Origin of the sequence: Sphingobacterium sp. ML3W, assembly GCF_029542085.1 — a bacterium.
Lineage (GTDB): Bacteria > Bacteroidota > Bacteroidia > Sphingobacteriales > Sphingobacteriaceae > Sphingobacterium.
Map to the genome: position 1 here is coordinate 605,046 of NZ_CP107036.1, position 19,446 is coordinate 624,491.

Here is a 19,446-nt window from a genome sequence, read left to right on the forward strand (position 1 = left end):
CCAATATACTATTTTAAATTTGGATTGATATCAATTTCACTTTGGGGGATCGGCCAGTGATTATCCTGGCCTGCTCTGAAGGACTTTTTGGTTACATACCAGCGACTATAATTGTCTCTGCTACTACCTGTTTTCACGCGGATATTTTTGGCATCGGGAAATGCGGCACCATAGAAATCACCATTTAAAACATCTTTGGCTGTATCCCAACGCAAGAGATCCCAATAGCGGATACCTTCTAAGGCTAGTTCCACACGTCTTTCATTGCGTAATGCCGTCTGGACTGTAGTTGCGTTTGCGACAGCGATAGGAGGCATATTGACACTGGCACGTCGGCGAACTGCATTGATGGTTTTATCCAGCAGTTCGGTCGTCAAGGGATCACCATTTTCGAGTTTGGCTTCTAGGTAGCTCAATAGCACCTCGGCATAGCGAATAATAGGAAGATCTGTTCCGGAATTCTGTAAATTACCGCTAAAATTTTCAGCGTTAAATTTACGAAGACCATAACCCGTGCGTGTTGCTTGCTTGGTGGTTGTGAGCTGGTCAATGGACAGGGTTGAATCTGGATGCGAGATATACCGGAGATTTTTGAAACGGTCCCCGTTGCTGATGACAGTGAATCCTAGTCTAGGATCCCGATTTTGGGTAATATTCTGTGCGTTATATCGGGGATCAGTATAGGAAAAAGGAGTTCCATCCGCAAAGGTATAGCTCTCCACTAAGCTTCCCAATGGACAATGGAGATGCCAGCCACCGGCTATTGCTGGAAAATTATGTTGAAACATACCATTTCCGGCAAGGTCTACAAGGTATTGTGTCGCAAAAATGATTTCTTTACTGGATTCATTACTGCCATCAAAAAGACTTGTATAGTTGGGATCAATACTATTTTCATTGGCATTGATGATATTTTCGTAGGTCTTAATTGCTGCGGCGTAAGATTTTTCGGCTAATTGTAGACGCCCCAGAAATGCATAAGCGGCTTGTTTCGTCGCGCGACCCCGTTCTGCTGCGGGTAATTTACCGTAGCTTGGAAGATCATTTGCAGCTTCCTGCAACTCACGTTCGACAAAGGCAACCAATTCCTGTTTTTTGTTTTTGATGACATGATTGGCTTCGTCGGGTGTTAATGTTTTGGTCACCAATGGGGCATCCCCCCAATACTGTGATAGGTAGAAGTATTGACAGGCGCGAATAAAACGTGCTTCAGCCTTAAAGCGGGTCAGAAGTTCGGGTGAAATCGGTGTTTTATCTACGTTCTCTAAAAAGAAATTCGCACGGGCGATCCGTTTGTAGGAGAGCGTCCAATAGTCAGACAGTATACCGATATTATTGGTGAGTGTGCCATCGGACAATTTATTGAAGGCTGAATTATCTCCGCGGCGGTCATAGGCATTATCAGAGGCAAACTCAAGGTATAGCAAACCATGGTAGGACCACCAGTCTGAGGGGCTAAACTCGGCCTGGCTATTCATCTGTATTTCACCTTTGTAAAGGCCTGTGATTGCAAGCCGTGCATTAGTCTCGCTGCTCCAGAATGTATCATTGGCAAATCTATCCAGCGGGTTTGTATCCAATTGTTTTTTGCAGCTTATGGTTAGACTGGAGGCAAAAAATATACAAAGGACCAGTTTTATATTTTTATAGGTTATACGTTTCATGTTATGGTTATGAATTGATTTAAAAACTAAGATTTACGCCGAACGTGAAATTGCGCATAATGGGGTAGTATGCCCCACTTGAATTGATCTCCGGATCCCAACCTTTTCTATAATTGCTGCTTGTAAATATATTCTCAGCATTTGCATAAATGAATGCGTAAGCCTGACAATTTCCATTTAGTAAGAAGGTTTTTGGGAATGGCATAACCCAATTGTACATTTTTTAAACGGATATAGCTGGCATTCAACAACCAATAGTCCGATAATTGTGTATTGGGGCTTCCGGTATTTGGTAATTGTTCAAATCTTGGGTACACGGCATTTCGATCCGGATTTGCGGTAGTCCATCGGCCATCTGCTTGCCAACGTTGGATATTCCCATTTTGGTTTAGTGCAAATCCAGCATAGTTATTTAATAAACCCTGTACACCACTTACACCCTGGAGTAGGAGACCAAGGTCAAAGCCCTTGTAATTAAATCCAAGATTTATTCCATAGGTATATTTTGGGATACGGGATCCGATAACCGTTCCGTCATAAGTTGCATCCACCTTACCATCAGGGACACCGTCCGGTCCACTGATATCCTTGTATCGGATATCGCCAGGTTGTGACTGTGGATTAATACTTTTTTGATCAGCCCAAGATGTCACATCAGCAGCATCAACAAATAAACCGTCGGTCTGATAGCCATAATAAGCCTGTATCGGATAGCCGATAAACAAATCGGATCCATTACCAACCATACCGTTGGCCTGGTTGATATTACCAATCCCCAAATCGACCACCTTATTCTTGACTGTGGAGAAGTTCAGATTGACGTTATAGGAGAATTCATTGATCTTATTTTGATGACCTAAAGTAAATTCCCAGCCAGTATTTCTAAGTTTTCCAGAGTTTTGTATACCAACTTCAAAGCCTAATACCTTTGATACGCTAGAGTTGGGGCTGACTAAAATATCGTAGGTAAAACGATTATAATAGGTGCTGCTAAAGGTCAATAGATTTTTAAATAATGCGATTTCGAGCCCGGCATCGGATGTTCGGGTGGATTCCCAGCGTAAGTTTGGGTCTACAATCTTTACACGGGCTACTCCAGGTGATATACTATTTCCGAAAGGATAATTGTACCCCGTATTCAAGATATTTTGGTAGGGATAATTTGACACTACTCTTGAGGTAAGATTCTCCACAATGTTTTGATTACCTAAAATACCATAAGAACCTTTTAATTTTAGCTCAGTAATCCAGTCGAATTTGTCTTTTATAAATGATTCTTCACTGATCAACCAACCCGCAGCAAGTGAAGGAAAAATAGCATACCGTTTACTTGTAGGAAAGCGGGATGAACCATCGTATCGAATCACACCTTCTAAGAGGTATTTTTTTGCGTAATTGTACTGAACTCGGCCAAAAAGCGATTCCAATGCCCATTCGGTTGCCGAACCCGAGTTGGTTTGTCCATCTGGCGAACCAATATTTAATTCTGTAAGCTCATTGCTCGGGAAGTTTTGACGATATGCGGTAAGTCCTTCACTATAACCTTTTTCAAAGGAATAACCGGCAAGGATTTTAACAGAATGGTCGTTGAATGATTTGGTATAATCGGCTAATGCCTGAAAGGTTTTATATGTCGTATAGGGGGCGCTCTGTTCTAGTGTAGAAGGAGCAAGGGTAATGGAGCTATTAATGCGCTGTGCTGCACGAAACAGTTTGGAACGACCATTGGTCTGGGTATAACCACCAATTGCCGAGAGTGTCAGATCCGAAATTGGATTCCAGTCAAAGCGTGCATTTCCGGAGATATCGGACACTTTCTCTCTGTAAAATGATTCGCTTTCAAGAAAAGAGACTGGTGTTCCTTTTAGGTTATTTCCGGCTCCCCAGTCGCCATTGCTCATACGGATCGGAAATGTTGCGGGATAACGGATAACCTGGGAGATAATATCAGTCATTCGCCAAAAATCAAGTGTTGCCGGTGCTGCGGGTTCGTCGGTGTCGGTCTGTATCGCCGATACTCTTGTCGTTAATTTAAGTTTATCACTCAACTTGGAAATCAGATTGAGTCGAACATTGTATTTATTAAAGTTGTTTTTGATGACAATACCTTTCTGATTGAGGAATCCGGCAGATAGGGTATACTGTATCTTTTCGGTTGTATTGGAAATATTCAGGTTATGTCCGGTCTGGGCCGCCTGCGATTTAAATGTGCTACCAATATAATCGCTGTTGGGGTAATTGTCCAGATCGGTTCCGTCCTTATATTTCTGAATTTGTTCTTCAGTATAACCACCACCGCCGGTTGTGGTTTCATTGATGAGGCTGGCATATTCCCAGGAGTTGACAAACTCGGGAAAGGCGGTTGGTTTTTGAATGCCAAAATATCCGCTATAATTAACGGCTAATTTTCCGGCTGTTGACCCTGTTTTGGTGGTGATCAGAATAACACCATTGGCGGCTCTGGCACCATATATTGCTGCTGATGAGGCATCTTTCAAAACAGAGATGGAGGCTACATCATTGGGGTCGATATCATTGAATGAACTGGTTGGAATACCATCGACCAGTATAAAGGCATCGGTGGTGGCACCGAAGGAGCCTACACCTCTGATCTGTATGCTATTGTTGGCCGCACCGGGTTGCCCCGAACGTTGGATCACTGTCACACCAGGCATCTGTCCCGTTAGTGCCTGCGCAAGTTGGGGAGCCGTTCGTTTGGCAAGCTGCTTACCATCAATCTGCGAGACCGAACCGATCAATTCCTTTTTTTTCGTAGCGCCATAACCCACGATCACCACCTCTTCCAAGGCGTCAATCTGTTGATTAAGCGTAATATCAAGATAGATTTGTGTATTTAAGGGAATTTCTTTCTGTTGAAATCCAATCATCTTAACAACAAGTATGGCATTGGGATCATTGACATCCAGCTGAAAATTTCCGCTGGCATCTGTTGTGGTCGCTTTGCTTGTTCCTTTGAGTGTAATTGTCGCTCCAGAGATTGGTTGCCCTTGGCTGTCATGGACATTTCCCTTTACGGTCCTTGTCTGCAACATAAACGCATAGTTTGCTGGACTAATGACAGCTGAGTTATTTGCTTTTACTGCGGTGACGACAAGCATATTGTCTTTGAAACTCCAGCTAATGGGTTTGTCTTTCAACAGTACTGACATCGCTTTTTCTAAAGGCATATTCTTTACATGCCCCTCAATTTTTATTTCGGCGAGCTCCTTACCATTTAACAGAAAGGGAACACCGCTCTGCTTTTGGATGGTTCGCAGAACCTGTATAAGCGATGTTTTGTTTGCATCTATGGTAATAGATTGTGCGTATCCAGCTGCTGAGAGTTTGACAACACATGCAAGCGTAAAAAAGGCGCTAAGCTTCATTTTGGTCTTCCATTGTTTGGGTATGTCCATAGCGATAGGTTTTCTATGAACAAGAAATTTAAAATTCATAAATTTGTTGAATTAGGGATATAATCTGTTTGTAAACTGATTGAGTGAATCGGTCAAAAATGGAGATCGCTAATGTATTGGCCGATTAATGTTGGAAGCATTATTCGGCTTTTTTTTAGCGGCTCTGATTAGCTTCGTTAAGTTGGCTTTTTCATCTATATAATTTAGTTTTTGGTTATATAATGGGTTAATTGGATACGATGAGCTTACGAACACCATCTTCCTGGATCAATTCAAACTGGATATTACTTCTTTTTAAAATTTTCAATACCTCGGATAAACTTTTAGTCCGCTGAATTTCACCGTATAAATAGGTCTCTTTGATGTTATTTTTATAAATAATCTGGAGATCATACCATTGACCAATCACCTGTAGGGCGGTATGGAGGTCTGTCTCATTGAAATAGAATTTATTGTCAATCCAGGCAATGTAATTGTATGGGTCTACGCTTTTTTGTGAAAGGCGTCCCGATGACAGGGTGGCCTGTTGATTGGGTTTGAGCTGTATTTGCTGCCCATTGGCTGATAAATTGATCGAACCTTCGACAAGTGTCGTACTGCTTTTTTGTTTTGAATAGGTATTGACATTAAATTCGGTACCTGTTACTTCAATCAATTGACCATTGGACTTTACACGGAAGGGAACTTTTTTATTTTTAGCGATTTTAAAGTAAGCTTCCCCATCCACTTCAACCAGTCTCTGGTCTTGTGCGAATTGTAGGGGGTATTTGAATGATGTCTTTGCATTAAGAGTAACCTCGGATCCATCTGCCAAGGTAATTTGCAGCATGCTTCCAGCTGCTGTATTGACGGTCGCAATCAAATCTGTATTGGGAACTATTGATTGAATAAGACTGCCATCGGCATATTTCAAGCCACCAGATGTGATCAATGCGCCTTTTCCATTGTCCAGTTGGATTACTTTTCCGTTCGAGAGCCGTATTTCAGCATGATTATTCGGTAATTCGACATCATGTAGGACGATTCTGTTGGTATTGGGCGCCGAAGGCTTCCAAACAAATTGATAGATTAATCCTGCGAGAACAATACAAAATAAGGCCGCAGCATAAGGTATAAGTCGCCTGATCCTGTTGATACGAATAGGTTTCTCTTGTGTATGGATCGTTGCCAGGGTTTTTGTTTTGAGGCGTTCAGACCAATCTGTCGCATCTGATTCCTCCAGTGAGATCCGCTGTCTCAAATCCCGTACAAGATCTTCTTTTTGCAACAGATCATCAAGATAAATGCCATGCGTAGGGGATTCGGCTAACCAGGAGGACAGCGCATTTTTTTCCATAGGCGATAAATTGCCCTTTATGCATTTTACAATCAGTTGCTTGATATCTTCTGTTAGCCTCATGGTTTATAATTTTAGATAGATACGTAGCATGGAGAGGAAATCTTAGTAAAAAAATAAAAAAATTGTATTAACTGTTCGAATAGAACAGATCTTGTCTGCAAATAGTTAAATATGAGTTCTGTATCTGCGAATGTTTGTTGTTGCTTTTTAATTTTTGGATTAGTTTGCACCTTTAGGAACAGTTTATCTTTTGTACCAATCTGTTGTTCTAAAGGATAAAGAACAAAAGCATACATAAAAGGGGTATGAACGTAGAATGAAAAAACAATTGGCTTATATTTTCTTAAGAATTACAGGTTTCAGTGTCTTGACAACCTTTATCTTGACGGCGATACTTCAGGCTAATAATGAAGCTGCAAAACGGGCCCGTTGCTATATGCCTTTGTTTACTGAATTGCTGTTATCATTTAGTGTTCTGTGCATTTGCCTGCTTACATTGGGGATCTTTTTGAATAGCAATCCGCGCTTTAGAAGCAGCCGCCTTCGTGTAATCTTATCCTTTACCTTGTTGCCTTTTGCGGCAATTGTGCTATTTACCTATCTTCTTATCGTGGCGGATGGTATGCCAAGTTTATTCGGACTCTTACATATACTAGCCACATTGGTACCGGTCTGTGGTTTGATTTTATGGGAACATTATAAATTTAATAGATCATTAAGCAAAGGAAACTGAAAGAGGTCCTTTATGTGATCATCTTGAGGTAACAACATAGAGGACCTTTCAGTATTTTTAATTTCGGAGATTGATAAGGGTAACAGCGACTAGGATAAGTAATATACCTGCCCACTGAATTCCATAAACAGCCTCATGGAGTATCAAAACTGCGGAGATGGTGGAGACGGGAATCTCCAGGCTTGAGATGATATTTCCCAAAGCGATACCGGTCTTAGGGATTCCTCGGGTAAAGAATAGCGGTGGTAGAATTGTGCCAAACAAAGCAATGATCAATCCCCAGGGTAGGGCACGTAGTGTCATTTGTTGGACGATATGTACATTCCAGAAAACGATGATCAGGAGAAGTCCTCCAAGTACTAAAAACTGGCTTCGAACAGGACTCGGCAGCTGATTGGCGATATTGCTGGATGAAAAAATGGCAACAGCATAACTGATACCGGCACCGAATCCCAATAAAAGACCTCTACCGTCCAAGATCTTTGTTTCCTGAAAGATATTGGTTGAAAGAGCTGTTCCCAACAGTACAATAAGGACTCCCATAATCTTTGCTCTTGAGGGAATTTGTTTCCTGATCAGCGCTTCGACGATTAGACTTATCCAAATAGATTGCATGAGTAGAATAATTCCCACAGATACAGGGATATATTGTATGGCAAGGTAATACAACGTTGAGGTCAGGCCCAGTGATGTTCCCCAGGCAATTAGTTTTAATTTTGCAGCAAAGCTTGGTGGTTGTGGTACTGTTTTTTTTGATTGGGAAAAATAATTGAAAACCAGTAGAAATAGAAAGCCGATCAAGAATTGCAAGAAGGTCAATACACTAGTATGGATATCCAGTTGATTGGCGAATTTGACTATGGTCGCTAATAGGCCGTAGCTGCAAGCACCAGCGGCAACGTAGAGAATAGATTTATAATCCTTCATAGCCAAAATACTGATGAAATAAGACCAATTGATTGGCTAGAGATTTGCTCCAATAAGCGGTATCGTGTCCACCCGGAGACTCGATATAAAGATGTTCAATATTTTGTGCAGTTAACTGCTGGTGTAGCGATCGGTTCATCTCCAGCATTTGGACATCTTCGGTTCCACAATCCAAAATATAATGTTGCCCGCTATGGGCCATTTTATCCACGTTGTTATAGATCCGAAAACTTGGAGACAAATCTTTTAGTTCCCCAAGCACCCTGTTCACTTGGTAGCCTTGATATCCTTTCCCAAAGCGATTAAAGTCAATGGCACCACAGGAGCTTCCGACAATGGAAAAGATCTGGGGATAGGCAACACCGATATGTAATGCACCATATCCGCCCATACTCCATCCGAGCAAACCCCGCGAAGTTTTATTTGCCTGTGTGGGGTAGTTGTGATCGATATAGCCAACCAGCTCCTCTGCGATAAATGTTGTGTATTGTTGCTGTGTATCAATAGGGCTATCCACATACCAGGAGTTATAATTTCCATCTGGAATAATATAAATCGTTTGGAAAGCCGCCGCCTTTTGGGATAGAGCTGGAATATCCTGTTCGATCGTTCTTGTGGGGTTGCCACTATAACCATGGAGAATATAAACGGTTCTATAGCGAACACCTTCCTGGATTTCAGGTGTTACGATGATGGCATCAATATTTTTGTGCATCTTGGTGCTGTAGACTTGCTGATGGACGATATGCTGTGCATCTACCGAAAGGAAGAGTGCCAGGAAAAGAAGGGTGAATACTATTTTCATTGCTTAAGAATTTATTGTTACACTGCAAAATTCTCAAGGATATAGTTAGAAAACATGTACAAATGTTGACGGAATTATTGTTTTAATTCTTTACGAATACGGCTCAACTGGGTAGGAGTAACACCAAGATAGGAGGCGATATGGTGTTGTTTGAGCCGCTTAAAGAGAGCCTGATTCTGATACAATTCAAGATAACGTTCTTTGGCTGATTCCCATTTCAGGTTGATTTCAAGAGGTTCTTTTTTTACGACCCAGTTTTTTTCCAGGTAGGCGATTTGGAAGAGTGCTAAGTCGTGATGTTGTGCTACCAATTCACGGAAAAGCTTGGCAGAATATTGAATAAGTTGTACATCTTCAAGCGCTACAATCGTGAAATTACTAGGTTTTTCTTCAATGATAGCTGCTGTGGATGCGCAAAAGCTGTTCTCTTCAAAAAATAATTTGTAAATGATGTCGCCTTCGGGATCCAGTTTGTAATAGCCCAATAAGCCACTATAAACAAAATAATAATATTTTGCATAGTCGCCAGCACGCAAGATCAATTCGTTTTTCTTATAGCTTTTGGGCTGACAGATCTTTTTCAACGCTTCAATTGTTTGCTCGCTTAATGGGAAATATTTGTTCATTTCGAATAGCAGTTTTTCCATTGTTAATTTCTCTGAATGTGATTTTTTATTGAAGTGTTGATACCGGTATTCAATGGTTAAAGTTACTGAAATATATATTGTGAGATGTACCTGATCGTTCTGCAGGGAAAAATTTGACCCATAGGAAATCCAACCTTTGAAATTTTGCATGTAGTGGCGTAAAAACACATTTTGAAATGTTGATAGATATGGCTATTTTTAAACCTTTCATACAATTGCAGTATAGCCTTATTAGCTGCTTTTTCGTCTTGATTATAGTGTTGTTTTTTTGTGGTTAATGGTCAGTTTAATAGTGTTTTATAGCTTTGTTTGGCTATTAGTGCTTGAGGTGTATTGGTTCAAAGGAAAATAGTCAAAATACTAGAAAATGGTGTATAGAAGATGGAATGCAATTAAGCTGGCTGTGGATAGTATTGGATACATATCTTTTGACAGATCACTAACATGAAAAATTCACAGGTAATCATCGGTTACGAAAATAGTCTTTTTATAGATTTTGTTGTCGATAAAAAATATCGTTGGATTCGCCATTGTTTGTTGATCGGCGTGATTGTTGGAATTCATTTTTTGCCAAGCAAGAAGGCGGAAGTAGATCCTACGAGTAGCCTGTGGCGTCTTTTCGAGACTTTGCTATCCATTACAATTCTGTTGAGTCTTTTTTACATCAATCATTATATCCTAATCCCTGTCTTTGTACTGAGAAGTCGGTTTTTAGCTTATGCGGGGAGTCTTCTTGTCGCTTATACATTTATTTTTTTAGTGTTGATGTATTTGGAGCGACAGGAATTGCGGTTTATCCAAAAGCCGGATCGATCCTACCTGGATTGGGAAGATTATTTGATCATCGTTATTTTATTGACCATATTTATAGCAGCAGTCAGTAGCATGAAGCTATTTAAGGTATGGATTGTTAACCTCATTCGATTCAAAGAATTTGAGAATAATACGCTGACGATCCAATTGGAGCAGCTTAAAAGCCAAATTAATCCTCATTTTTTGTTTAATACGCTCAATAATATCAATTTTCTGATTGATGAGAACCCCAAATTAGCTTCCAATGTACTGCTTAAATTAAGTGATGTACTCAGAAATCAACTTTATCTATCAAAGGGCGATTCCATCGAACTGGGGAAAGAAATTGCAGTCTTAAAAAATATCCTCTTTATGGAGGATATTCGTAGGGATAAATTTGTCGTCGATTTTACTATTGACCAACAGATGGAACAACTGCATGTTCCACCATTTCTATTTATTCCTTTTGTTGAAAATGTTGTTAAACATAGTGCACATCAGGCGATGGAAGGCGGGCAGCATGTGCAGATTGCGTTTTCAATTCAAGCTGAACGTATTTGTTTTACCTGTGTTAATCCGAAGAAAAGGAAAATGCAGGCTGCTGCGTATGGTGGTCTCGGATTGAGTAATATCCAAAAACGATTAGAAATTTTGTATCCGAATAGCTATAACTTGCAAATTGATGATTTCGATGATAGGTATAAGGTGTTTTTAAGTATTCCGATGGGAACGTAATAAGACTATGGATAAGCTAAGTATTAAATACATTGTGATTGAAGATGAACCTTTGGCGAGGAGGGGGCTGGTAAAATTATTGAAAGGTTACGATTTTTTGGAATGCCTCGGCATGTATGGCAATACGGAAGATGCCCGTATGCTGATGGAGGAGCAGCCCCTTGACTTGATTTTTTTGGATATCAATCTACCAGAAGAAAGCGGTTGGGATTTTGCTCAATTTATCCCGGCCCATATACAGATTATATTTACAACTGCTTATCCCAATTATGCATTGGAAAGCTATGAACTGAATGCGTTGGATTATTTGTTAAAGCCTATTGCAGAGGATCGGTTGAAGAAGGCTTTGGATAAAGCCGTCAGCCATTTTCAACAAAAAGTGATGGAGAAAGGTATTGTACCGCCTACTGACCATATTTTTGTAAAGGCTGACCGTAAGCTTTTTCGCTTGGAGCTAAATGAAATTCAGTACATTGAAGCCATGAAAGATTATGTGATGATCCATGCAAAAGATAAAAAATTAATGGTGGCAATGAATATAAAAACGATATTCAATCAATTGCCCAATACAGACTTTGTGCGGATCAATAAATCCTTTGTGGTCAATCTAAATAAAGTGGAGAGTGTAGACAGCCATTGGGTGACAATCGCCGGCTTTGAGATGCCTTTGGGGGCAAGTTTTAAAGATGATCTTTTGGAACGTATTAAAAAGCAGACTATCAATAGGTAAAAAGCAGGCTAGGCAGTGGCTATTAGTTATTTCATCGTAAGGAAATGATCCCTTTTGGATACGTATCCTTACGACGAAATCGCATCGAAATTAATCCACTTGAACGCTTTTGGTAGAGAAGGTATGCGCACTAAAACAGCCAAGTGTGGTAGGACTGATGTTGGTAGGCGGGTTACTCGGTGTCACACCGGAATTGGCAGATTGCTGCATCAGGCTATACCAGTAGTTGTATACCGTTTTATCTACACAGAGCATTTCTACACGAATACGATCACCGGGGAATATATCGAGATCATCTGGACGCAATGTTAAATTGATCTTATTCCCATTGTTGAAGTCGTCGTTGACGGTATAAATATCTTTCAATTGCTTGTCGTTTAGAAAAACGATAAATCTATACTGATTGATTTGATCGGCCGGATCCTTATAGAAGACTTTAATATTCCGTTTTTCCTTATCACCAAATTTTGGTTTTTCGACAGAAATAGAGTCCAGGGAAACGATTTGTGGCATTTGCGAAGTTGCCTGATATTTATCTTGATCAATGCGCACTTCCATTGTGTATGTTTCTCCTGGGGTTCCTTTCAATTGCTGTGTTTTGTATGTTCCGGCCTCCGTTTCCACGAAGATATATTCCTGCTGTTTCTGATCTCTGACGATGACCGTCGCTCCCCTTACTGCAGGGTAGTTGTTGCCGCCAGAGAAGGCTGCATTTCGGCTCAGTTTTATTTCTTGTTCTGTTGTTGTGTTATTGATGACGCCTTCAATAACCAATCGACCGACTTCATCATTGACCTGAATGTCGATGACTTTCTCACAGGATGAAATGAAGGCTGTAAGGATAATTATACTGGAGATAATAATACGATGTTTCATATATAAATATTTTATGAGCTTGCTATGCTCGGTTTGTCCTTGAAAAGGTCATAGGAAATACCCTGTTTATTTTCGTCAGCGTTTGTGTTTTTGGAATTGGGGTATTTCATGTTTTTTAGTAACAGGGGTTAAAATTTAAAATTCCAGGTAAAGGAGGGGATAGGGATACCGAAGATGCTTGTTTGGACAGCTTCCGTCGCATTAGCAACGGTTTTACTGTCTCTAAAGGCGATTCTGTAAGGGTCTTTATGTCCATAGACGTTGTAAATGCCAAATGTCCAGCTTGACTGGTAGCGTTTCCCCGGTTTCCCCTCGAAGGTGGCGGCGATATCCAAGCGATGTGATGCGGGCATACGATAAGCATTGCGCTCCGAATAGGAGAAGGTCGTATTGCCGCCAACAGTGTATTTTCCCGTTGGGTATGTGACAGCCCTTCCTGTTCCATAAACGAAATTACTGGAGAAGGTCCACTTTTCATTGAGCTTATAGATACCAACAATGGATACATCATGGGTGCGGTCCTGTGTTGCAGGAAAGTACTTTCCGGCGTTGATCTCATCAAATTTGCGTTCGGTTTTAGACCAAGTATAACCCACCCAGCCATTAAAACGGCCATATTTTTTCTTCAGAAATAATTCGACACCATAGGCTCGCCCTACGCCATAAACCAGTTGGGATTCGACGTCTTGGTTGACGAGCAATTGCGCGGCATCTTTATAATCGATTTGATTTTGTAGATTTTTGTAATAGACCTCCGCCGAGAACTCATATAGGTTATCTTTAAAGTTTCTGAAATAACCCGTGGAGATCTGATCGGCAATTTCGGGCTTGATATTCTTGCTGCTCATCACATAGAGATCCGTCGGACTGGCGCTTGTAGAGTTTGTCAATAGGTGAATATTTTGTGTATTTCTATTGTACGAAGCTTTGATGGACTGTTGTTCATTGAGTAGATAACTTACACTAAAACGAGGTTCTAAATTGAGATAATGTTGTACTAGCTCTCCGGATTTGTAATGTTGTGAGCCAATTGTATTGCCCGCCGCATCATAAGTACTAAAAGTTCCCGGACCAACCAGCAACATCGAGCTTAAACGCAGGCCATAGGCCATATTTAGTTTGTCGTTTACCTTCCAGTCGTCACTGGCGTAGGTCGCCATTTCGTAACCAAAGCGATGTTCGACATGTTTATCGTTAAAACTGGAACTGGCGGTTGTTGTAATATCACCCGGTGCGATATCATGTCGGGTAACGTGCAATCCAAATTTTAGTGCATGGTCAGAACTTGCGTAATATTGGAAGTCCTGTTTAAAATTTAGATCGGTAATCTTAGATGTTGCTTTAAAGCCATCGTTGCGGTCCAAGCCTTCGATAACATAGTTAAATTTGCTATAGACAACTGAGGTGTTTGAGAATAATTTATTGCTGAAGATATGGTTGAATCGTAGGGTTCCGGTTGCATTTCCCCAATTGGTGCCGAAAATATCCTGCAGCCCCAATACATCTTTACCAAAATATCCGGAGAGATAGATCGCATTTTTATCGTTGAATCTATAGTTGACCTTCGCATTGATATCATAAAAGTATAGCGTACTTTTATTAATTGTTGTATCCGAGGAGGCTTTCATAAAAAGATCCATATAGGTACGACGGGCAGATAACATAAATGAACCTTTGTCTTTAACCAGCGGACCCTCTACTTTAATGCGGGAAGCAATTAATCCAATACCACCCTGAACAGTGGTTTTCTTGTTATTACCTTCATTCATTTTTACATCGAGCACTGATGACAGCCGTCCTCCGTATTCAGCAGGCATACCGCCTTTATAGATACTGACATCTTTGATGGCATCTGAATTGAACGTAGAAAAGAAACCGAGTAGGTGAGTGGCATTATAGACGGTAGCTTCATCCAATAAAATTAAATTTTGATCGGCACCACCACCACGGACATAGAAACCTGTATTTCCTTCGCCGGAGGTTTTAATGCCCGGCATTAATGTGATGCTTTTTAAAATATCGCGTTCACCTAAAACTACGGGAAGCTGATTGATCTGGTTCATATTGAGTTTTTCAACCCCCATTTGCGGTGAGGAAACATTTTTATTGTTACGTCTGTTGGATGAGATGACAACCTCATCCAGTAAGGTCTGTGATCGTAGTGTGAGATTAAGGGCTTGGTCTCTGTTTAATTCAATCGTATCAATACGGGTATTGTATCCTACATAAGAGGTGGAGAGTAGATACCTTCCTTCGGGGGCAGCCATGGAATAGAAACCATAAGAATTACTGGAACTTCCAGATTGGGGTAGTTCGCGTAGTTTGACCGAAGCACCAATAAGTGTTTCTCCTGTTGATACGTCGGTGATTGTTCCGGATAATGTATAACGCTTTTGTGCGAGTGCGGTGCTGCCAAGTGAAATAGAAAGTAATAAAAAGGGTAATGATCTGAGCATACTGTGAATTTTTCACGAAAATAATGGTTAGTAAACCGTGAAAAATTTCTTTTATAGCAACATGGCTAGATATTATAGGAACCTATTGTTTTGACGACTTTTTAGTGAATCAAAATTGGCTGTGGCATCCAGTTTTTTTATTATACAAACTTATTTCTTTATTCTATTTCGGCCGAATACAGTAGATATTCGGTTCCATTGAGTCCTACGTATATGTATTTATTTAGATCACCACGATAAGCAATGAACAACGGATATTGATGTACCCGTAAGGGATTATTATAGTATTCTTCTATGGAAGCATACTTTGCTTTGATCAGAATTTCACCTGTTTCCTTATTTTTTATGCCCTGGAGTAGCGTTTGTTCGTTGGAAAAATAGGTGCATGGTATCTCTGTGAATTTAGGATAATAAATCAATCGAATCCCTTCGTCAATAAACATTTTATTTTTTTCTTTAAAGTCAGCCATGGACTGATCGTCAGGGAATGCGATTTGACCCGTTTGATTGTTCTTTATTTGTTGAAATAGGGTTGTATCATCCACCTTATTTATCGTATGTGATGTGGAATTTTTAAAGAGCTGAATGAGTGTTTCTCCAGTTTTAAAATCTGCTACATCATACTTATAAACCGGTTCACCATTTTTGTCGATACGGTAACGCTCACCATGGCGTTGAACCCAAGCGTATTCAGCTGATCCATACTTTACAATTTCGGGTTTGTTGACATGAAAAGTCTGGAAGTTGAAATCTTCTTCAAATAATCCGGCGCTTTCGTATATAGCTGGAAGTTTTAGGTCAAGAAGACTGTCACAGTAACCATATAGACTATCGTTTACCAAGACCGGAATTAAATCGGGGTAGGACAAATTAGTCGCTAGGGGTTTGGTTTGTGCATATGTAAAAGCACGTATGAATAAAAAAAGGAGAATGAAAGTAGCTCTCATTTGATTATGTTTTGTCTAATATATCAAAAATACAGTAAGATGAGCTGAATTATTATCCATGAAATCAGGGATTTTTAATCAGTCGTGAAACACTGGAAAAGCAGACTGTAAGTATATATGAAGTATCGATCAAGTATGGACTAAGTATTACTTTAGTCTTTCATACAAAGTACGCTGGGCATGCTTTTATTGTACCTAATACCTAAGAAATATATACTATTGATGTCTTAGATAAGAAAATGCACAGTGAAAAAATACATTTACTTTGCAGATCCAACTATAGAAATATGCTTCCGAAATGGGAAAAACCAATCTTTCGAATAGTTTGCCATTAGCGAGTTTTAAAGAACTGCATTTAAACCTTTTATAATAGATGCGCAAAAATTGAGGTCGTTAATCGGCGATAGGTCATATTCTATAATGGAATTCTGGCAATTACCTGATCTCTTCGTTCTGATAATGTACCGTATACTTCAATTACAGGTATCCCAAAATCTTCAATCTAATCACGAATTACATTATCAACCTGGTTTCTAATTTTTGACAGTTCTATCTGATGGTTTGGTATCAGATCCGGTTCTTCAATAGGAACAAAGACAAAAAGATCAATTTCTGCAATAAGTGTCTGAGCTGTTTCATAGAAATGTTGGACATTTCTATGTGGATCAAGAACATGAAGATAAGCTAAGATGTCAATGGCACATCGGTCAAAGATTACATCGTCTCCACTTTCTAAAATCAGCTTGGCTGAACAATTAAATTGTGCAATGAAATCCTCGGGAGTGGGGACTTCTGAAAATTCATAACCTGAAAATTCCAATTGATAATATGGCTCTAGTTCGAGCGTATACCCCAGTAGGTTTTCCAGAAGTTCTTTCGCCAATGTTGTTTTTCCAACCTTGTGTGCTCCAAATATTGCAATTCTCATATTTCAGTTTATTTTATGATCCTGTCGGGATTGGCTCAGTCCCAATATTCCCATGTACTTTCAATCACGGTGTCGATTAATATGGGCAATATACTCATCTTGTTGTTATGTGCATTTTCATAACTCAAATATTATCAAATTCAAGATAAGTAACACGCCACCGCCCTCCACACTGGAAGCCATGCAGATTACTGTCATGCATACTATTTACGATATATTTACAAAGTTTACATTTTTATTTACCTTCCAAATTCCTGCATTGAGAGATTTCAAAGTAATTTTGCTGCATAAAATAGATGTGAACAATGAAAATATTTTAGTGTTTGCTGAACAATGAAAAAGACAAATGAATTGGGGTTATAGGAACTTTGCAGCTATTACCTATTAAATTAAACGAATTATGAAACAGGTACAAGTATATGCTTTGCTTCTGCTGTTAGTCTGTCACATCTCCTGCAGACAGAACCAGACAAATGCACTACAAGATAATATTAGTAAAGGACATTACTCCGACGCTCAATTTAAAGCAGCCGTCGCTTCCAAGATACCTATGAGTATGGTCCGGAATTTAAAGAAAGATCGGAACGGTAATATTTTGATTGCTTCTTACTTGGGCGTGTTTCGGTATGATGGAGTATCTTTTACCAACTTAACAAACGAAATAATTTCGCCCAGATTCTCCAGCTTTTGGGATGTTCTGGAAGATCGAAAAGGAAATCTTTGGTTTGGTAGCAAGGATTCAGGTGTCTATTATCACAATGGTAAATCCTATCAGCATTTTACAATAAAGGATGGACTTGGCAGTAATTCAGCCCTTCATATTTATGAGGATAAAGCAGGGCATATTTGGTTTGGCACTAAAGGTGGTGCAAGTCGTTATGATGGAAAGTCCTTTCGGAATTTTACAACGAAAGACGGACTGCCCAATAACGATATTAATGCTATTATGGAAGACAAAAACGGAAAATTATGGTTTGGCACAAGAGGTGGGGCCTGCTATTATGACGGAAAGAAATTTACCGTTTTCAAAAACAAGGACGGTAAACCTTTTTACAACGTTTGGTCAATAATCGAAGATAAAAAGGGTAATATTTGGTTCGGCGACGTTGATGGCCTTTGGCGCTACGATGGCAAAACCTTTACTAAGGTATCACAACGGGGGGCGTATGCTATAGTCGAAGATAAAAAGGGGAATATCTGGACTACCGGTGAAATAAATCCGAAGGCCTGGGCACTTTCACGTTATGATGTAAAGTCTCTGTACAATCAAGTGCCCACCGTAACCGAAATTAAGTCGGGAGGAAGAATGGATTTTTTGGGAATATTGGAGGCTAATGATGGAAGTATTTGGTTTGGATCTGGATCTGCGGTGCATCGTTATGACGGAAAGACCATCATGGACTTTAAAAGCAATGGCGGGCAGAAAAACTAAACTGGAACTGTTATTTTCAGTCTTCTCTTCAATGTTTAATACCGCCTATTCGGATATTCTTGTCACTTTGCTTGGGACAACATACTACTTGGCTTGCTATTTCTTTGCCGTTTGAAGCCTATTTTATTACCATTATACCAAAGAAATACCAAAGAAACAGCAAAGAAATACCAAAGCAGAAGCAAGCCAGGTCCCTAGAAAGTCCGAAGAAATGGCCTACAATAAGCAATAAATAACCAAAGGATCACCAAAGGATGACCAATAAATAAGTAAAGAAATAGCAACAAATAACCAAAGGATAAGCAAAGAAATACTGCTGTCTTATTCTGGAATAGCTATACAGATTAATGAATAAACCCCGAACCCGGCCGCCCCTTCTTTCGAACCCTGAGCTGTCTAAACAAAAAAAGCTAATCTTGCGATTAGCTTTTCTTTTGGTGATCCCGCTGGGATTCGAACCCAGGACCCATACATTAAAAGTGTATTGCTCTACCAGCTGAGCTACGGAATCTTACTTCTTTATTTTTGAAATATCGTTCCTTGTTTGAAGTGATGCAAAGATAGGGTTAATCCCTATTCCTCGCAACTATTTATGTGATAAAAATGCGTTTAATGTGTTTAAACCTTCATTTTTAGCTGTTTATTTTTTATCACTAAGACAAAAAATCGCGATCTTCATCGGATAATGTAGACTTAGGGCCCTGATTGTCGTCCTCTGATTGATCAAAAACCACCGTTTTTTCCTGTTGTTTCGCCTTTTTACCGCTTTTTAGGAGAAAGGCAAAGAGTACTCCCATTGCAAAAAATGTCAATAGGAGTTTCCATAACGCTACTTTGCTCTCCACAAAAAGATCAATATTGATCGTTTGCGAATTTTTGACACAAACTAGCGTTACGATAACCGATAGAAGTATTAAAAGTATATTACGCATAATAAATAATGATAAATATATGTCATTAAGAATAGCGAATATAGTTAATTATCTATTTTCGTTGCTATCAAGCGCCTTTCTTTTTGT

Annotated in this window: 15 protein-coding genes and 1 tRNA gene; 4 read left to right on the plus strand and 12 right to left on the minus strand. The window is 39.7% G+C overall.

Annotated elements, in window-relative coordinates:
• Positions 1-8: 8 nt before the first annotated feature.
• From OGI71_RS02500 to OGI71_RS02510, 3 genes are all read right to left on the minus strand, one after another.
• Entirely contained in the window at positions 9-1,664 is a 1,656-nt protein-coding gene (locus tag OGI71_RS02500; RefSeq protein WP_282253718.1) for a RagB/SusD family nutrient uptake outer membrane protein, read from the minus strand.
• A 134-nt stretch (positions 1,665-1,798) separates the two neighbouring features.
• Entirely contained in the window at positions 1,799-5,119 is a 3,321-nt protein-coding gene (locus tag OGI71_RS02505; RefSeq protein ID WP_282253719.1) for a TonB-dependent receptor, read from the minus strand.
• Positions 5,120-5,306: 187 nt separating this feature from the next.
• The gene (locus OGI71_RS02510; protein WP_282253720.1) at positions 5,307-6,479 is read right to left on the minus strand and encodes a FecR family protein; all 1,173 of its coding nucleotides are present in this window, start codon (positions 6,477-6,479) and stop codon (positions 5,307-5,309) included.
• Between the two features lie 256 nt (positions 6,480-6,735).
• Between OGI71_RS02510 and OGI71_RS02515 the strand changes: the two genes are divergently transcribed.
• A complete protein-coding gene (locus OGI71_RS02515; RefSeq protein ID WP_282253721.1) occupies positions 6,736-7,152 on the plus strand; it encodes a hypothetical protein in 417 nt (138 codons plus the stop codon).
• 57 nt (positions 7,153-7,209) lie between these two features.
• Here the strand turns inward: OGI71_RS02515 and OGI71_RS02520 are convergent, their stop codons facing one another.
• From OGI71_RS02520 to OGI71_RS02530, 3 genes are all read right to left on the minus strand, one after another.
• Complete coding sequence (locus tag OGI71_RS02520) at positions 7,210-8,079, minus strand: DMT family transporter (RefSeq protein WP_282253722.1); 870 nt, start codon at positions 8,077-8,079, stop codon at positions 7,210-7,212.
• Positions 8,066-8,884 carry an alpha/beta hydrolase-fold protein gene (locus tag OGI71_RS02525; protein WP_282253723.1) on the minus strand — a complete coding sequence of 273 codons (819 nt, stop codon included), beginning with the start codon at positions 8,882-8,884 and terminating at the stop codon, positions 8,066-8,068. The genes OGI71_RS02520 and OGI71_RS02525 overlap by 14 nt, the downstream gene beginning before the upstream one ends.
• Before the next feature lie 74 nt (positions 8,885-8,958).
• Entirely contained in the window at positions 8,959-9,510 is a 552-nt protein-coding gene (locus tag OGI71_RS02530) for a Crp/Fnr family transcriptional regulator (RefSeq protein ID WP_282253724.1), read from the minus strand.
• Between the two features lie 465 nt (positions 9,511-9,975).
• Between OGI71_RS02530 and OGI71_RS02535 the strand changes: the two genes are divergently transcribed.
• Together OGI71_RS02535 and OGI71_RS02540 are read left to right on the plus strand one after the other, a co-directional pair.
• Complete coding sequence (locus OGI71_RS02535) at positions 9,976-11,058, plus strand: histidine kinase (protein ID WP_282253725.1); 1,083 nt, start codon at positions 9,976-9,978, stop codon at positions 11,056-11,058.
• Between the two features lie 7 nt (positions 11,059-11,065).
• Entirely contained in the window at positions 11,066-11,788 is a 723-nt protein-coding gene (locus tag OGI71_RS02540) for a LytTR family DNA-binding domain-containing protein (RefSeq protein ID WP_282253726.1), read from the plus strand.
• A 90-nt stretch (positions 11,789-11,878) separates the two neighbouring features.
• On the opposite strand, the gene OGI71_RS02545 is transcribed toward OGI71_RS02540, so the two are convergent.
• The 4 genes from OGI71_RS02545 to OGI71_RS02560 form a co-directional block, all read right to left on the minus strand.
• Complete coding sequence (locus OGI71_RS02545; protein WP_282253727.1) at positions 11,879-12,664, minus strand: DUF4249 domain-containing protein; 786 nt, start codon at positions 12,662-12,664, stop codon at positions 11,879-11,881.
• A 128-nt stretch (positions 12,665-12,792) separates the two neighbouring features.
• Entirely contained in the window at positions 12,793-15,120 is a 2,328-nt protein-coding gene (locus tag OGI71_RS02550; protein ID WP_282253728.1) for a TonB-dependent receptor, read from the minus strand.
• Between the two features lie 158 nt (positions 15,121-15,278).
• The gene (locus tag OGI71_RS02555) at positions 15,279-16,067 is read right to left on the minus strand and encodes a hypothetical protein (protein WP_282253729.1); all 789 of its coding nucleotides are present in this window, start codon (positions 16,065-16,067) and stop codon (positions 15,279-15,281) included.
• A 502-nt stretch (positions 16,068-16,569) separates the two neighbouring features.
• Positions 16,570-16,995, minus strand: a complete 426-nt coding sequence (locus OGI71_RS02560) for an AAA family ATPase (protein WP_282253730.1) — start codon at positions 16,993-16,995, stop codon at positions 16,570-16,572.
• A 400-nt stretch (positions 16,996-17,395) separates the two neighbouring features.
• Between OGI71_RS02560 and OGI71_RS02565 the strand changes: the two genes are divergently transcribed.
• Positions 17,396-18,427, plus strand: coding sequence for a two-component regulator propeller domain-containing protein (locus OGI71_RS02565; RefSeq protein WP_282253731.1), 1,032 nt, complete (start codon positions 17,396-17,398; stop codon positions 18,425-18,427).
• A 435-nt stretch (positions 18,428-18,862) separates the two neighbouring features.
• Here OGI71_RS02565 and OGI71_RS02570 read toward each other — a convergent pair.
• Together OGI71_RS02570 and OGI71_RS02575 are read right to left on the minus strand one after the other, a co-directional pair.
• Positions 18,863-18,938: transfer RNA gene (locus OGI71_RS02570), tRNA-Lys, on the minus strand.
• 142 nt (positions 18,939-19,080) lie between these two features.
• Complete coding sequence (locus tag OGI71_RS02575; RefSeq protein ID WP_282253732.1) at positions 19,081-19,359, minus strand: hypothetical protein; 279 nt, start codon at positions 19,357-19,359, stop codon at positions 19,081-19,083.
• Positions 19,360-19,446 lie beyond the last annotated feature (87 nt).

Coding starts and splice junctions, on each gene's coding strand:
- OGI71_RS02510 (WP_282253720.1), bottom strand. CDS start 6,479: ATGAGGCTAACAGAAGATATCAAGCAACTGATTGTAAAATGCATAAAG.
- OGI71_RS02575 (WP_282253732.1), bottom strand. CDS start 19,359: ATGCGTAATATACTTTTAATACTTCTATCGGTTATCGTAACGCTAGTT.
- OGI71_RS02530 (WP_282253724.1), bottom strand. CDS start 9,510: ATGAACAAATATTTCCCATTAAGCGAGCAAACAATTGAAGCGTTGAAA.
- OGI71_RS02525 (WP_282253723.1), bottom strand. CDS start 8,884: ATGAAAATAGTATTCACCCTTCTTTTCCTGGCACTCTTCCTTTCGGTA.
- OGI71_RS02515 (WP_282253721.1), top strand. CDS start 6,736: ATGAAAAAACAATTGGCTTATATTTTCTTAAGAATTACAGGTTTCAGT.
- OGI71_RS02520 (WP_282253722.1), bottom strand. CDS start 8,079: ATGAAGGATTATAAATCTATTCTCTACGTTGCCGCTGGTGCTTGCAGC.
- OGI71_RS02550 (WP_282253728.1), bottom strand. CDS start 15,120: ATGCTCAGATCATTACCCTTTTTATTACTTTCTATTTCACTTGGCAGC.
- OGI71_RS02545 (WP_282253727.1), bottom strand. CDS start 12,664: ATGAAACATCGTATTATTATCTCCAGTATAATTATCCTTACAGCCTTC.
- OGI71_RS02555 (WP_282253729.1), bottom strand. CDS start 16,067: ATGAGAGCTACTTTCATTCTCCTTTTTTTATTCATACGTGCTTTTACA.
- OGI71_RS02540 (WP_282253726.1), top strand. CDS start 11,066: ATGGATAAGCTAAGTATTAAATACATTGTGATTGAAGATGAACCTTTG.
- OGI71_RS02535 (WP_282253725.1), top strand. CDS start 9,976: ATGAAAAATTCACAGGTAATCATCGGTTACGAAAATAGTCTTTTTATA.
- OGI71_RS02565 (WP_282253731.1), top strand. CDS start 17,396: ATGAAACAGGTACAAGTATATGCTTTGCTTCTGCTGTTAGTCTGTCAC.
- OGI71_RS02560 (WP_282253730.1), bottom strand. CDS start 16,995: ATGAGAATTGCAATATTTGGAGCACACAAGGTTGGAAAAACAACATTG.
- OGI71_RS02505 (WP_282253719.1), bottom strand. CDS start 5,119: ATGAATTTTAAATTTCTTGTTCATAGAAAACCTATCGCTATGGACATA.
- OGI71_RS02500 (WP_282253718.1), bottom strand. CDS start 1,664: ATGAAACGTATAACCTATAAAAATATAAAACTGGTCCTTTGTATATTT.